Below are 14,438 nucleotides of genomic sequence, written 5' to 3' on the forward strand. Positions count from 1 at the left end.
TAAAAACACATTAAAACAAGTCATCATAGGAACAACCATCATGGCAGCTCATACTCTTAAAGATAAAGTTGTATTGATTACAGGCGGTGCAAAAAACTTAGGTGGACTGATTAGCCGTAAATTTGCAGAACAAGGCGCAAAAATCGCGATTCACTACAATAGCGCTGAAACTCAAGCAGATGCTGAACAGACGCTCGCAGATGTAAGAGCATTCGGTGTAGATGCCGTTTTAATTCAGGCAGACCTAACGGATATTGATAATATCGAAAAGCTGTTCTTAGATACTAAACAGCATTTTGGTGGAATTGATATTGCGATCAATACAGTTGGAAAGGTTTTAAAGAAATCTTTTTTAGATACCACAGAACAAGAGTTTGATAGCATGAGCGATATCAACTCAAAAATTGCCTATTTCTTTATTCAATCGGCGGGTCGTCATTTAAATGATGGTGGAAAGATTTGTTCAATCGTGACTTCTCTTCTTGCAGCCTATACTGGACTCTATTCAACCTATGAAGGTTTAAAAGCACCTGTTGAGCATTACACACGTGCTTCATCAAAAGAATTTGGTGATCGCCAGATTTCCGTGACTGCGGTTGCACCAGGCCCAATGGATACACCTTTCTTTTATGGTCAGGAATCTGCCGAAGCAGTCGCTTATCATAAATCAGCTTCAGCTTTAGGTGGGCTTACTAAAATTGAAGATATTGAGCCATTAGTTCGCTTTTTGGTGACCGATGGTTGGTGGATTACCGGCCAAACAATTTTTGCAAATGGCGGCTATACCACTCGCTAAAATCAAAAAAGCCGCATCTCAATGTGCGGCTTTTTAATTTGCTTCTTTACAAGAACTCTTCTAGTACCGAATTTAAGAAAATATGCCCCTGCTCTGTACAAGCCAAACGAGCGTCATCCTCTACCAATAGCTTTCTAGCTCGTAGTGAAGTGAGTACCCCATTTAGGTGATCTAAGCTTAAGCCTGTACGCTGCTCATATAATTCAGCGTTTACACCATCATTTAGACGTAAAGCATTCATCATGAACTCAAAAGGTAGCTCTTCTGCCTCAATCTTTTTCATTTGCAAATGTTCGGCTGGAACCTTAGCCAAATAGTCTTTTGGCAAACGAGTTTTTTGGAAACGGTACACGCCATCAGGTTGTGTGACTTTGCCATGTGCGCCTGCACCAATTGCAAGGTAATCACCAAATTCCCAATAATTTAAATTATGAGCTGAGGGCTGCTCTTTACGCCAAGCCGACACTTCATAATTTATAAAACCATTGGCTTTTAGATAAGCCTCTCCCTGCTCTTGAATATCTTCTAGCACTTCATCTTGAGGTAAAACGGGTTGAGTACGGAAGAATACAGTGTTTGGCTCAATAGTAAGTTGATACCAACTGATATGTGTCGCGCCATGCTCTACAGCGACCTTTAAATCATAAAGCGCTTGTTCTAGGGTTTGCTCAGGTAGGCCATGCATTAAATCGACATTAACTCGCTTAAAGCCTGCTTGTCGTGCCTGCTCAATTGCATCCATAGCATTGTTGGCTGAATGAATACGCCCAAGCTTTTGCAAGTGCTCTGTATTAAAAGTCTGCACACCAATCGATAAACGATTAATACCTGCGTCTAAATAGCCTGCAAACGGGTCATGTTCTAGTGTTCCGGGATTTGCCTCTAGGGTGATTTCACAGCCATCTTCAAATTTGAGCAATGACTTAAGCTGTTCAAACAGCCATGCATAGCCTTTAGCAGAAATAAGTGAAGGCGTTCCACCACCAATAAATACACTATGAATTGAACGTCCCTGAGCCATCTCAACTTGAGTTTCAAAGTCGGCCACCAATGCTTTTAAATAGGTTTGCTCGAGTTCTGCCGAAAGCGCTCCATCTGGTACGGCATGCGAGTTAAAGTCACAATATGGACATTTACGCACGCACCAAGGCATATGAATATATAAAGATAAAGGAACAGAAGCAGGGTTTAATACGGCCAAGGAGCAGGTCCAATTTACACAATATTTCTATTTTAACATGACTGCATCAATGGGCTTATGAAAACATACCTTAATTGCTTTAGACTGTTTTTAAACATACTTAAATATTGATAAAAATGATGAAATTCTCTAGTCAACTTTTCCTGATCTTACCTCTAGCTATGGGAATCGGTGTTGCCATGGCTTTTCAGACTGCAATCAATGCTCAACTGCGCGAGCAACTACACTCACCCTTGCAGGCAGCTTTATTATCATTTTTCATAGGTACTATTGTTTTAGCCGTTATGGTTTTCTTTCAAAGTGCCGAGAAGCCCACTTTAAGTGAAATATCAAATATTCCATGGCTTCTTTGGACAGGAGGATTCCTTGGGGTTTATGCAATTAGCATGAGCATTTATACTGCACCTAAACTTGGTTTTTTAACCTTTACAGGGCTAGTCGTTTTTGGGCAATTGCTCATTTCAATGTTGCTTGACCATTTTGGCTGGTTAGGTACAGAAAAGACACCTGTTACATGGCAACGGTTCCTTGGTGGCGTGATCATCTTTGTCGGTGTGTTACTCACTTTGCAACGTTAGCTTCATTTTTATATTTAAAAAGAGTACCTTTTGTGTCGAATGTCACATCTTTTCGGTCTGAATTAAAACAACTCTTCCACTTAATGCTACCGATTTTAATTACCCAGTTTGCTCAAGCAGGATTTGGGTTAATTGACACTATTATGGCTGGGCATTTATCTGCAACTGATTTAGCAGCAATTGCGGTAGGTGTGGGCTTATGGATCCCAGTCATGCTCCTGTTCAGTGGCATCATGATTGCAACTACACCTTTGGTCGCTGAAGCAAAGGGCGCAAGAAATACAGAACAAATTCCTGTCATTGTTCGTCAATCCTTATGGGTCGCCATCATTTTAGGCGTAATGGCTATGCTCATTTTGCAGCTTATGCCGTTTTTCTTACATGTGTTTGGCGTACCAGAAAGCTTACAGCCTAAAGCAAGTTTGTTCTTACATGCGATTGGTTTAGGTATGCCAGCTGTGACCATGTACGCAGCCCTACGCGGTTATTCTGAGGCTTTAGGCCATCCACGTCCTGTAACGGTCATTAGCTTACTGGCCTTAGTGGTTTTAATCCCTCTAAACATGATCTTTATGTATGGCTTAGGACCAATTCCTGCTTTAGGTAGCGCAGGCTGTGGCTTTGCAACCTCCATTTTACAGTGGCTCATGCTAATTACATTAGCTGGCTATATTTATAAAGCTTCGGCTTATCGAAACACGTCTATTTTTAGCAGATTCGATAAAATTAACCTGACTTGGGTAAAAAGAATTTTACAGCTTGGCCTACCAATCGGTTTAGCCGTGTTCTTTGAGGTGAGTATTTTCAGTACAGGTGCCTTGGTCCTTAGCCCACTAGGTGAAGTCTTTATTGCCGCGCATCAAGTTGCAATTTCAGTCACCTCTGTGCTGTTTATGATTCCGCTTTCACTTGCGATTGCCTTAACTATTCGTGTGGGAACCTATTATGGTGAAAAGAACTGGGCTTCGATGTATCAAGTCCAAAAGATTGGTCTGAGCACAGCAATATTTTTTGCCTTATTGACCATGTCTTTTATTGCTCTAGGTCGTGAACAAATTGTCTCGGTTTATACTCAAGATATAGATGTAGTTCCTGTTGCCATGTATTTACTCTGGTTTGCAATGGGTTATCAGCTGATGGATGCATTGCAAGTGAGTGCCGCAGGCTGTTTAAGAGGGATGCAAGATACGCAAGCACCGATGTGGATTACGCTTATGGCATATTGGGTGATCGCGTTCCCTATCGGGCTTTATTTAGCACGTTATACCCATTGGGGCGTGGCTGGTGTGTGGCTAGGTTTGATTATTGGTTTAAGCATTGCTTGTGTTTTATTACTCTCACGGCTTTATTTAAATACCAAACGTTTAAGCCAGACCTAATAAAAAAGCCGATGAAACATCGGCTTTTTTATTTTATGCAGACTTGGCTCGCGGGCTTGCCCCAATTTGCCAGACAAAAGGTAAATCGGTACGGTTTACTTCCCAATCTCCAATCACCTTTTCTTTATAGATAAGTGGATTATGCGAAGATACCGTGCGTGCGTTACGCCAGAAACGGTCGAGTTGTTTGACCTGACTACTTGCCGATGCACCTAAAGCATTAAATAATTGGCTGGTTAAATCGAGTACTAAATTAGAAATCACCACCTGTCCTTGTGCCGACTCAAGCTCTGCATCTACGTTAAACTGATGTTCTTTCACCTCTAACTCACCAAAGTGGCTTTCATAAGCCTTTTGTAATGCTTCAGCTGTTTTAATCGTAATTGCTAGACTTCCATAAGCTTGAGCAGAGGCTTTACCCACCACCTGTAAAACTTGTGGATCGTGACGAACAAGGTCTCCATTACCATGACTAAAAATACGTTTTCTCTCACGAATCTCCTGACTAAAAGTTTCGACCGCGGCATGCGCAATCCCTGTTAGGGTTGCAAGGTGTACTACTTGATAGAAAGCAGTTTGATATTTAAAACGTTGGTCAAATGGAATAAGATGCGAAGCCGGCAAATGCACTTGATGTACTTTTAAAGTACCGCTACCCGTCGTCTTTTGACCAAAGCCATCCCAATCATCAATCACACTCACACCTGTTTCATGGCGATAAATAGCAGCAATCACGTGGCGGTCATTTACTTCATCGTAAGCAAATAAATCGATCCAGTCAGCAAAGATACTTCCTGTTGAATAGTATTTTTCACCATTCACTACCAAGTTACCCGAAGCATCTTTGGTTACTCGTGTAACGACATCACCGATTTGCACATTTCCAACTTCGGTCCATGCATTACCAACTAAATCACCCTGTACAAAACGCTGAAACCAAACCTCCTGCGAATGCTCTTTATGCGCAACTAAACGGTCTTCAACAAAAGCAAAGTGCCCACGCAACGCTTGCACAATATTCGAGTCCGCTTGCGCCAGTTCTGCTAAAAGCTGGAAAAGTTGTGGCAATGACACCCCATCTCCACCATATTTAACAGGTACACGTACCGCACCTAATTTGAGTTCTTTTAACCACTGAATCGGTTCAAAAGGCAAAATTCGTTCTTTTTCTCGCTGAATTGCACCTTGGGCAATTTTTTCAAAAACTGGGCGAAATCTACTTGCTACCTTTTCATAATCGGCGCCTACCGATAGCTCTTCTAATTCAATTTGGGTAATTGTCATCTTTATTCTCCTAATCTTATTTTTTATTCACTTTAGCTCCATGCATGACGAGGTGGATGGATGCCATTGAGGTAGTAATTACCGACAATGTGATATTTCCAACGCACTGGATCATGCAAGGTGTGAGTGCGAGCATTACGCCAATGACGGTCCAGATTAAGCTCAGACAAGGTTGACCGTGTTCCAGACAACTCAAAAAGTTTATTCGCTGCTAAAATCGCAACTTCTGTAGTGAGTACTTTTGCTTCAGCAACCAGTAATGTGGCTTGGTTTACATGCTCTTCGGTCGTATCGGCAATTGCTTGATCGATCGCATCTCCTGCTAAATCTAATACCGCTTCTGCCGCACGCAGTTTTATTTTTAAATCACCAATGTTTGCAATCGTATAGGGATCATCACTCGCTTTTTCTAAACCTGAATCGACCCATGCACGGCTATGATTTTTGACATAGTGGATTGTTTCTTCAATTGCGCCACGTGCAATACCAGCATCAACAGCAGCTTGAATAAATTGTGAAATTGCACCTGCTGGTGTAGGACGTTCAAAAGCCTGATAAATCGGAATTAGATATTCTTCACGTACTGGAACTTGATTAAGTTCAACGGTGCCACTGGCCGTGGTTCGTTGCCCAAAACCAGACCAATCATTAATAATATTAACTCCTGAAGTTTCCCGAGGAACTAGCGCTGCGTAAGGCTGTCCCTGTTCATTTACAGCGACAATTGGAATCCAATGCGCAAGCAATGCACCAGTTGCAAAAAACTTCTTGCCATTAATTTCATAACCGTGCTCGGTCTTTCGTAATGTGGTAGTGAGGTCAGCCACCGTTTTGCTATGCTTTTCTGAAAAGGCATTGCCAAAACGAATCCCCCTCAACACTAAGTTAAAGAAGAACTGTTGTTGTTCAGGTTTCGCATCTAATCTTAAATGCTCAATAAAAGCTAAGTGATTTTGAGGAAGCTGTGCAAGAGATGGATCAACACTCGCAATTGTTTTGATGACCTCAGCCAAGGTTCGATATTTGACTTGTGCGCCACCAAATTGCTTAGGAACCGTAATGGCCCATAAACCGCTTTGTGAGAACTGTTGAATTTCATTTAGGGGTAAACGGCGCTCTCTGTCTCGATCAGATGCTTCGTGTGCGAACTCTTGCGCAAGTTGTTTGGCAAGCTCAATTGCTTCTTCATCAGAACGAATAATATGCGCATCTTTTGACTGCTCAAACACAGATAAAGGAACCGCCTGAGACCGCCCATGGGCCGAACTTAAACTTGTCATAACTTTTGTTATCTCTATTTTTATTTAACCTGCCATTCACATTACCACCAAAAAAACAGGCACTTTATAGATATTAAAGCTTTGTTTATGAAATGGATTTTCACAAGCTTTTCATATTTTTTACTATAAAAATAACATTTTGTTTTTCGAAAATTTTCTTACAGGAGATAAACAATTTCATATAGGCTTTTTAAGCTTTGTCACCTATGATCAAACCTAGGCAATATTATGTTGTAGTCAATGAGGTATCGAAGATATGGCAAAGAATGCAAGTTCACCCGGCAAACGATTTATGAAACTTGCAGGAATGACCGCGAGCATTGCAACGAAAACCGTTTCTAACTCGATTCGAAACTTGACCGCAGACGAAGAACAAAAGCTGGCTTCAAAAACCAAGTTATTTCAGGATATTGGTTTGCAAATTGCCGACACCTTAGGCGAAATGAAAGGTGCCGTCATGAAAGTCGGCCAAATTGCATCACAATATAAAGATATCTTCCCACCCGAGGTCGCTAAAGCAATTTCTAAGTTACAACGCCAAGCTCCCCCTATGCCCTTTGCTGCTATTCAGCAACAAGTTGAACGTGAGCTTGGAAAGCCGCTGAATGTTGCCTTTAAATCTTTTGATAAAGAACCTTTTGCAGCTGCTTCAATTGGACAAGTTCACAAAGCTGTCCTGCCAAGTGGCGAACAAGTTGTTGTTAAAGTGCAATATCCGGGTGTTGATGAAGCCTGTGAAAGCGACTTAAAACAAGTACGTTTGGCACTTCGTTTAATGGGTGTGCTTAAAATTGATAAAAAGCTACAAGATCAGCTTTTTGCAGAGATTCAAGATAGTCTGTCAGCAGAGCTTAACTATGAAATCGAGGCTCAAAATCTTGAAGTTTTCAAAACATTTCATAGCCAATTAGATGACAAAATTATCATCCCGACTGTTTATAAAGATTATTCTTCAAGACGAATTTTGACTTTAAGCCTTGAACAAGGTGATAGCATTGAAACTGCTAGTTCTTGGCCTATCGAAATTCGCAATATAATTGGCCGTCGTTTAATCCGTGCTTTGGGTCAGGAAATGTTCTTTTTAAAACGTTTTCACTGTGACCCTCATCCAGGTAACTTTGCTTTCCGCCAAGATGGTAGTGTCATTATTTATGACTATGGCAGTGTTAAAACGCTTTCAAATGAAATCGTGCAGCACTTTAAACGCTTAGTAAATGCAGCTCGCCATGAAAATATCGATTTGATCGAAACAGAATTATTTGAACTACATTCGCTGGCTGAAAAAGGCAAATTCCCGAGTGATTTATATAAACTCTGGATTGAAGTATTATTACGCCCGCTTACCACAACTTATGATTTTGCAGAGAATTCATCACATCATGATGGCATGTTACTTGTGAAAAAATCTTTGAAGTATTGGGATGTCTTTAAACCATCACCAGACACTTTAATGGTCAACAGAACCATTTCAGGACATTACTGGAACCTAATTCACTTAAAAGTTCATGACAATCTAAACGATCTATTTGAAGAGCTTGTACCGCCTTCTAACTAACTTAATTTACTGATCAATGTAGCCTTTTAGAGGTTACATTGACTTTATAAACGTTATGTTATAACATTTCTTTAATCAAAAATAATTTAGGACAATCTCTCATGCGTAAAGATATTCATCCTGCTTATCAACAAGTGTTATTTCATGACACCAATGCAGACGTGTACTTCTTAATTGGTAGTACTCTTCAGTCTAAACAAACCAAAGAATATCAAGGGAAAGTTTATCCTTATGTAACTCTTGATATTTCAAGTGCCTCACACCCTTTCTACACAGGTGAAGTACGTCAAGCAAGTAACGAAGGCCGTGTAGCAAGCTTTAATAAACGCTTCGCTCGCTTTAATCGTAAGAGTTAATCTTGCGTTAAGATTTGACCAATACACTTAAATCATTGGAAGCCTAAGACTATCTCCTCCACTTAGGCTTCTTTTTTTATGTATGTTTTTCGGTCTTTTCTAAACTGTGTATAAAAGAAAACTTATCCACAAGTTGTCTAAAAACTCTTCTGATTTTTTTCAATAACTCCTCAATTTTTATAATTGCCAAGCTTTCAAAGCATGTATTCAATGCTATGCTTAAGCCCCATTTGATAGGAAGTTTAAGATTATGGCACAAGAGTTACTTGCCCAATTACAAGCAGGCACAGCAAAATTTTCAGACGTTTTAGCTCATATTGAAGCACGTTACCAACATACTCCAACGGCTTTTCAAAATGGTGCACAGCATAACGCTGCTACTGAAAATCAAGGCAGTGCAAAAGTTTTCTCTTTTGCCAAGTTACAAGGTTTAGACCAAGCACAAACTTTAAGTTTATTTGCAGAACACTACGCATCTGTATTGGCTACACCAGAAGGAACTGATCATCAAAATATTCGTCAATTTATGCAAAATGGTTGGGATGGTGTGAAGTTTGAAGGTCAGGCTTTAACTGAAAAATAATAAGATTTAAATAAATAATAGAAATGTCTTAAATTAGAAGATTGTCACAACAGAGTTTTTTCAGTGACGTTCTATATCTAGATTAGCCTTCGGCTCGACCTACTTTTCTTTTGGGAAAAGTAGGCAAAACCATTTTCATCAACAGAACCTGTTATCTGTTTGCACTTATCCCATATCTTGCAAAAACAATATATAGCTGATTTCAGTCAGGCTGTTGATGACTTTAACGCGTATCAAATCCCAAAATAAATCAGAAGTTTTTAATTCATCATTTACTATCGTGACAAGCAGCATGGATGCCGCAGTTTTGCTGTGCTACATGGATGTAGAATCAGCGAAACAAAAGATTTTTGCTTACTTTTGATCTTTCAAAAGTAAGGTATGCCTACACAAATGGTATGAGAGAACATCGTAAAACGGAGGCCGTGCAATATATTTCGGTGCTTACACACCTGAATAATCAGTTACCCGCCAGCCAATGATAAGCCGCCAACCCCAAACACGTAAAAATTAACGATCCAATTAAATGAATGGAGATCCCCAACATCGCCATTCCTAACTTACCACTTTGTAATAAAGTGATGATTTCAATCGAGAAGGTTGAAAATGTGGTTAAAGCACCACAAAAACCAGTAATTACAAAAAGCTTATAGTTAGGACTTAAATCACTTTGAGCAAAATAGGCAATTGCAAAACCAATAATAAAACCACCGACCAAATTAACAGTGACAGTACCGAGTGGAATTTGCGGGTAAATCGGGTTAAGTTTTAAACCTAAAAACCAGCGCAGCCATGCCCCTAGAACTGAGCCTAAAGCAATTGAAAATAGAGAGTAATACATACGACCACCCCTTTAGATAGACGCTAAAAGAGCAAAAAATAATGAAGGGAAATATGACACAGCGTACTCCAAAAATAAGCAAAGTACGCAATAACCTACGTACCCAGCGATATAAATACATGAGGGTAACGTAGGCATCATTAGCCAATACGGCGGTTTTTCAAGGGAGGAATGCCATCTCCCTGTTTAAAGTATATTAGATCATCTTGAATTTGATTTAAACATACTTTTTAAAATCATGGGCGTTCAGCAAATTGTGGTAAATCATCCTGAATACATTCCCATTCTGCCTTAGACGCAGCAAAAATATGCATTGTTGGCTTTTGGTCTAGTGGTGTATCAAGTGTCCCAATTCTTAAGCGATATAATTCAGGCTGCGCATCCCGAGAACTAATCAAAGGTGAACCACATTCGCTACAAAACCAGCGATACACCCCGTTCACAGCAAATTTTTTGACGAGATCTTCACCTTGGGTAATTTTAAAATCTGTACTTTTAACAGGAGCATTCGTGGCAAATGCTGTTCCATTGGATTTTCTGCAGCGTTGACAATGGCATTGAATAATATCTCCGATATCGCCTCTAATCTCATAGCGAATACCCTGACATAAACAACTTCCTTGATAAACTTGTGATGCTTGAGACATGTTCTCGTAAATCCTATTATTATTGATCGCTCAAAAATAACACTTTTCACATATCAAACATAGCACCAAATTATCCTGTTATTTCTCTAAGAATGAATGCACGCCTTCACCAGCCGCTCGCCCTGTAGCAAAGCATGCTGTAAGTAAATATCCACCTGTAGGAGCATCCCAATCCAGCATTTCACCACAGCAAAAAACACCTGAGGTTTGTTTAAGCTCTAAGCTTTCAGTTAGTGCATTCTGCTTAACGCCACCAGCACAGCTAATCGCTTCCTCAATGGGTCTAAAGCCCTTTAACTTAATTTGAAGTGTTTTAATTTGCTGAGCCATAGCCTCTGGTTGACTCCATAGTGCTTTATCAACCACTTCTCTAATTAAGTTAATTTTAGCTGTGTCTAAGCCTGCTTTACGCCAGATATTGGTGAGCGATTGTTTTTTGCTAGCCTGTAATTTTTTAACTAACTGTGATAACTCTACATCAGGCAATAAATCTAAAAACAAATTTAAGCTTTGCCCTTGTTTTTGCTGTTCTCGTAAAGCACGTCCAAGTTTATAAATAACACCACTTTCTAAACCATAGTGAGTAATCACAATATCGCCATGTGTAATCTGGCTAGGTTCAACCCATGCATTGATACGCTTTAAAGGTTCACCAAAACAGCCTTCCATAAAAGCTGACCAAGTGTGCAACACCCCTGCATTACTTGCTTGAAAAGGTTCAATACTGGATTGATCCATCCATTGCTGCCATGCACCATCACTACCTAATTGTGACCACGACACAGCTCCACAAGCCAATACAACCGCATCGTATCGCTGGGTAAAAGTTTCAGTGCTTTGATTATTTTGGCTTTCTAAAGTCACCGTTGTATCTTGTAAATTAATACAACGATGTCGATAAAAGAATTTAACTTGCTGTTCTGCCAAACGTTTTAGCCAAGCACGTAATAGAGGTGCTGCTTTCATTTCGACAGGGAAAATACGCCCTGAAGTACCAACGTAAGACTCAATTCCCAGACTTTTCATCCAATTTTGAATCCAGCCCGCATCCCATTTTTCAACCCACGGTTTGAGCCATTCTGCATGATCATAACGTTCAATGAATTGTGCTAAAGGTTCGGCGTGCGAGATGTTTAACCCAGTTTTACCTGCCATCAGAAACTTACGTGCCGCTGAAGGCTTTTGCTCGTATACATCAATCTCATAAGCATATTGGCTCAGTACCTCAGCTGCCATTAAACCAGCCGGCCCCGCACCAATAATGGCAACCCGCTTATTCGCCATGTTCTTGACCTTGTAATGGGGCAAACTCATCAAAACGTGTGCTGTAACCTTCAGGTTTAGTAATCACAAGCTGTTGGCAAAGTTCTCCACGTTCTAAATACTTAATTTCAAAGTGAGTACGTGCAGATGTTTGAGCAATTTTTTCTTTTTGGTAAGGCAGCTTCCAGACATTAATTAATTGTTGTTCAGCTTCTTCAATATATTCAGGAATATTACTTGCCAAAGTAATGGTTCCACCTGTTTGCAGGCGAGAGATTAAGAACTCAAAAAATGGCATATTCAACCAGCGCTGTGCTGGATTATGGGGTTCTGGGTTTGGATAGAGAATAAAGAAATGTTCAACTTGAGCAGGATGTAGTGCATGTACCACCCACGGTAAAGCATCTGCATGTACAGGGATTAAATTATCTCTTGGTTCCAGACCGTGCTGTTTTTGCATTGCCAAGAATTTTTCTCGGGTTCGTTCAATTGCATACAATGTGTGCTGCGTCTGTTGCCCGCTAAAAAGCAAAGCATGTTTACCCTTGCCCGCTCCAATTTCTACACAAATCGGGGTATTTTCAATTGGGGTAAAATCGCGAGGCGCTTGCATACGTTGTGCTTGAAATTGACGAATCTGCATAATCACATCAAACTAAATAAAAATCGGCATAAGTCTAACAAGTCACCTGACTTTTGCCTAATCTATTTCTCTTCACTTTGAGGATATCGCTTTATGCCACGTACATTCCCCTGCCCACGTTGTGGTGAACCAAGTGTTTGGGAAGGTAACGAATTTCGTCCATTTTGCTCTGAACGCTGTAAATTAATTGATTTAGGTGCGTGGGCAAATGATGAATATAGACTGCCTACCCAAGATGCGCCTCAGCATAACAAGGGTAGTCAAAATGAAGATGATTATGAAGATTAACCTGCTTTACCCGCGACAAACGGGTTAAATTGTTTTTCATAGCCAATGGTACTCATTGGACCATGTCCAGAAATAAACTGAGTATCATCTGGCAAACTAAAACACTCTCGTTTAATCGATTCAATCAACTGATCATGGTTTCCACGCGGAAAGTCTGTTCTTCCAATCGAACCTTTAAACAAGACATCACCAGTCCAAAGCAAGCCATGATTTTTATTATAGAAAATAACATGTCCGGGTGTATGACCCGGCGCAAAACGCACCTCAAACTCATCTTCACCCAGTTTTAGCACTTCACCGCCTTCAAGCCATTGATCGACTTTAACAGGCTGTGGAATTGGAAAACCATAACGTGCTGAGACTTCCTGAATCATATCTAGCCAAAACTGATCTTCTTTATGGGGACCAATAACTGGAACGCTCCATTCTTTAGCAAGTTCACCCACTGCTCCTGCATGATCTAAATGCCCATGAGTGAGCCAAAGAGCCTTTACCTTTAAACCCAAGGCTTCTACTTCTTTTTTCAAAACTGAAGCATCACCACCAGCATCAATCAAAACTGCTTCTTTTGTTTCACTATCCCAAACAAGAGAACAATTTTGGGCAAATGCAGTAACTGGAACAATTTTGACTTGCAGCATAAGAACCTCTGGCTAAAACGCAATTAACGGTGGGCTAAGGTATAAGTAAGGGCATCAAGATTAGCCTGAACTAACCCTGCAAGCAAATCAATATGAGCTTGATCGCTATTTAAAGCAGGAATATAAGCATAGCTACCACCGCCCGCTTGTTGAAACAACTCAGCATTTTGTATGGCTAACTCTTCAAGTGTTTCCAAGCAATCAGCAGAAAAAGCTGGGCTTAATACCTGTACTGACTTAACGCCTTGCTTCGCCCAATCTTGTAAAAGTTGGTCTGTATAAGGCTTAACCCACTCTTGTTTCCCAAAACGTGACTGGAAGCTAATCGCCCATTCATCATCTTTTAAATGTAAAGCTTCGGCCACCAGCTTTGCTGTGATGCGACAACGATCTGCATAAGGATCGCCTTTGTCTGCATAAGGCTGTGGAATACCATGAAAAGACATCAACAGTTTTTCAGGTTTCCCATGTTGCTCTTGGTAAGCTAAAACACTTTCTGCCAATGCCTGAATAAACATGGGATGCTGATAATAGTCTTTAATAATCGTTAGACCCGGCAAGTTTCGCTGGGCTGGAATCCACTTGGCAAACGCATCGTATAACGGTGCTGTAGAAGTGGCTGAATATTGAGGAAATAAAGGCAATAAAATGACATGCTCTTGCGGGTTAGCTGCCAGTTTTTCTAAAACTGCATCAATGCCCGGATTACCATAGGTCATCGCCGGTATCACGGTTAAATCAAACTGATTATTTTCACGCTGTAAATAAGCCTGAATACGTTGAGTTTGCTCAAACACAATTTCACGCATGGGCGAATCTTTTGACCATACCGAAGCATAGGCATGTGCTACCCTTTTTGGGCGAAAAGGTAAAACAAACAGATTCAAAATAATCCACCAAATGAATTTCGGTATTTCAATTACACGTGAATCAGATAAAAACTGCTTTAAAAAACGGCGAACCGCAGGAACAGTGGCCTCATCCGGTGTACCTAAATTCGCTAAAATGACTGTGACTTTCGGTTTTTGTTCAAACGACATGTGTAAATGCCTTTCAATTCATCTTATGTCACTAATGTAACAGCTTTTATTGTCATATATAAA

Annotated in this window: 17 protein-coding genes and 1 riboswitch; of the genes, 7 read left to right on the forward strand and 10 right to left on the reverse strand. The window is 40.4% G+C overall.

What is annotated here, in order from left to right; genetic code table 11:
- Window positions 1–40 precede the first annotated feature (40 nt).
- Window positions 41–796, forward strand: coding sequence for an SDR family oxidoreductase (locus KTJ10_RS08960; protein WP_262441829.1), 756 nt, complete (start codon window positions 41–43; stop codon window positions 794–796).
- A 46-nt stretch (window positions 797–842) separates the two neighbouring features.
- On the opposite strand, the gene hemW is transcribed toward KTJ10_RS08960, so the two are convergent.
- Window positions 843–1,997 (reverse strand): radical SAM family heme chaperone HemW, encoded by a 1,155-nt coding sequence (hemW, locus tag KTJ10_RS08965; RefSeq protein ID WP_262441830.1) that lies wholly within the window; start codon window positions 1,995–1,997, stop codon window positions 843–845.
- Between the two features lie 116 nt (window positions 1,998–2,113).
- Between hemW and KTJ10_RS08970 the strand changes: the two genes are divergently transcribed.
- Window positions 2,114–2,575: a DMT family transporter gene (locus KTJ10_RS08970; RefSeq protein ID WP_031945662.1), complete on the forward strand. Its 462-nt coding sequence runs from the start codon at window positions 2,114–2,116 to the stop codon at window positions 2,573–2,575.
- A 32-nt stretch (window positions 2,576–2,607) separates the two neighbouring features.
- Window positions 2,608–3,954 (forward strand): multidrug efflux MATE transporter AbeM, encoded by a 1,347-nt coding sequence (gene abeM, locus KTJ10_RS08975; protein ID WP_060465223.1) that lies wholly within the window; start codon window positions 2,608–2,610, stop codon window positions 3,952–3,954.
- 33 nt (window positions 3,955–3,987) lie between these two features.
- Here abeM and KTJ10_RS08980 read toward each other — a convergent pair whose 3' ends face one another.
- Complete coding sequence (locus KTJ10_RS08980) at window positions 3,988–5,238, reverse strand: acyl-CoA dehydrogenase family protein (protein ID WP_262441831.1); 1,251 nt, start codon at window positions 5,236–5,238, stop codon at window positions 3,988–3,990.
- A 32-nt stretch (window positions 5,239–5,270) separates the two neighbouring features.
- Window positions 5,271–6,518 (reverse strand): SfnB family sulfur acquisition oxidoreductase, encoded by a 1,248-nt coding sequence (locus tag KTJ10_RS08985; RefSeq protein ID WP_262441832.1) that lies wholly within the window; start codon window positions 6,516–6,518, stop codon window positions 5,271–5,273.
- A 256-nt stretch (window positions 6,519–6,774) separates the two neighbouring features.
- Between KTJ10_RS08985 and KTJ10_RS08990 the strand changes: the two genes are divergently transcribed.
- The 3 genes from KTJ10_RS08990 to KTJ10_RS09000 all read left to right on the forward strand — a co-directional run bounded on the left by KTJ10_RS08990 (window position 6,775) and on the right by KTJ10_RS09000 (window position 9,012).
- Window positions 6,775–8,073 carry an ABC1 kinase family protein gene (locus KTJ10_RS08990; protein WP_262441833.1) on the forward strand — a complete coding sequence of 433 codons (1,299 nt, stop codon included), beginning with the start codon at window positions 6,775–6,777 and terminating at the stop codon, window positions 8,071–8,073.
- Window positions 8,074–8,174: 101 nt separating this feature from the next.
- Window positions 8,175–8,429 (forward strand): type B 50S ribosomal protein L31, encoded by a 255-nt coding sequence (locus tag KTJ10_RS08995; RefSeq protein WP_002114896.1) that lies wholly within the window; start codon window positions 8,175–8,177, stop codon window positions 8,427–8,429.
- A gap of 250 nt (window positions 8,430–8,679) precedes the next feature.
- A complete protein-coding gene (locus KTJ10_RS09000; protein ID WP_002114866.1) occupies window positions 8,680–9,012 on the forward strand; it encodes a HopJ type III effector protein in 333 nt (110 codons plus the stop codon).
- Between the two features lie 165 nt (window positions 9,013–9,177).
- On the opposite strand, the gene KTJ10_RS09005 is transcribed toward KTJ10_RS09000, so the two are convergent.
- The 5 genes from KTJ10_RS09005 to KTJ10_RS09025 form a co-directional block, all read right to left on the reverse strand.
- Entirely contained in the window at window positions 9,178–9,306 is a 129-nt protein-coding gene (locus tag KTJ10_RS09005; protein ID WP_262441834.1) for a hypothetical protein, read from the reverse strand.
- 166 nt (window positions 9,307–9,472) lie between these two features.
- The gene (crcB, locus tag KTJ10_RS09010; protein WP_262441835.1) at window positions 9,473–9,853 is read right to left on the reverse strand and encodes a fluoride efflux transporter CrcB; all 381 of its coding nucleotides are present in this window, start codon (window positions 9,851–9,853) and stop codon (window positions 9,473–9,475) included.
- 124 nt (window positions 9,854–9,977) lie between these two features.
- Window positions 9,978–10,044, reverse strand: a riboswitch (Fluoride riboswitch).
- Window positions 10,045–10,089: 45 nt separating this feature from the next.
- On the reverse strand, window positions 10,090–10,500 hold the full coding sequence (locus KTJ10_RS09015; protein ID WP_199992542.1) for a GFA family protein: 411 nt from the start codon (window positions 10,498–10,500) through the stop codon (window positions 10,090–10,092).
- 78 nt (window positions 10,501–10,578) lie between these two features.
- Window positions 10,579–11,784: a TIGR03862 family flavoprotein gene (locus tag KTJ10_RS09020; protein ID WP_262441836.1), complete on the reverse strand. Its 1,206-nt coding sequence runs from the start codon at window positions 11,782–11,784 to the stop codon at window positions 10,579–10,581.
- Window positions 11,774–12,412: a tRNA (guanine-N(7)-)-methyltransferase gene (locus KTJ10_RS09025; protein ID WP_262441837.1), complete on the reverse strand. Its 639-nt coding sequence runs from the start codon at window positions 12,410–12,412 to the stop codon at window positions 11,774–11,776. Before KTJ10_RS09025 ends, KTJ10_RS09020 begins: the two co-directional genes overlap by 11 nt.
- Window positions 12,413–12,499: 87 nt before the next feature.
- Here KTJ10_RS09025 and KTJ10_RS09030 point away from each other — a divergent pair, with 87 nt between their 5' ends.
- A complete protein-coding gene (locus KTJ10_RS09030) occupies window positions 12,500–12,694 on the forward strand; it encodes a DNA gyrase inhibitor YacG (RefSeq protein ID WP_002114956.1) in 195 nt (64 codons plus the stop codon).
- On the opposite strand, the gene KTJ10_RS09035 is transcribed toward KTJ10_RS09030, so the two are convergent.
- Together KTJ10_RS09035 and hemH are read right to left on the reverse strand one after the other, a co-directional pair.
- Entirely contained in the window at window positions 12,691–13,335 is a 645-nt protein-coding gene (locus tag KTJ10_RS09035; RefSeq protein WP_017385667.1) for an MBL fold metallo-hydrolase, read from the reverse strand. The two genes, KTJ10_RS09030 and KTJ10_RS09035, sit on opposite strands and share 4 nt — an antisense overlap.
- A 23-nt stretch (window positions 13,336–13,358) precedes the next feature.
- Window positions 13,359–14,375 carry a ferrochelatase gene (hemH, locus tag KTJ10_RS09040; RefSeq protein WP_032035412.1) on the reverse strand — a complete coding sequence of 339 codons (1,017 nt, stop codon included), beginning with the start codon at window positions 14,373–14,375 and terminating at the stop codon, window positions 13,359–13,361.
- Window positions 14,376–14,438: the final 63 nt, after the last annotated feature.

Origin of the sequence: Acinetobacter sp. WU_MDCI_Abxc222 (assembly GCF_025514755.1) — a bacterium.
Taxonomy (GTDB): Bacteria; Pseudomonadota; Gammaproteobacteria; order Pseudomonadales; family Moraxellaceae; genus Acinetobacter; species Acinetobacter geminorum.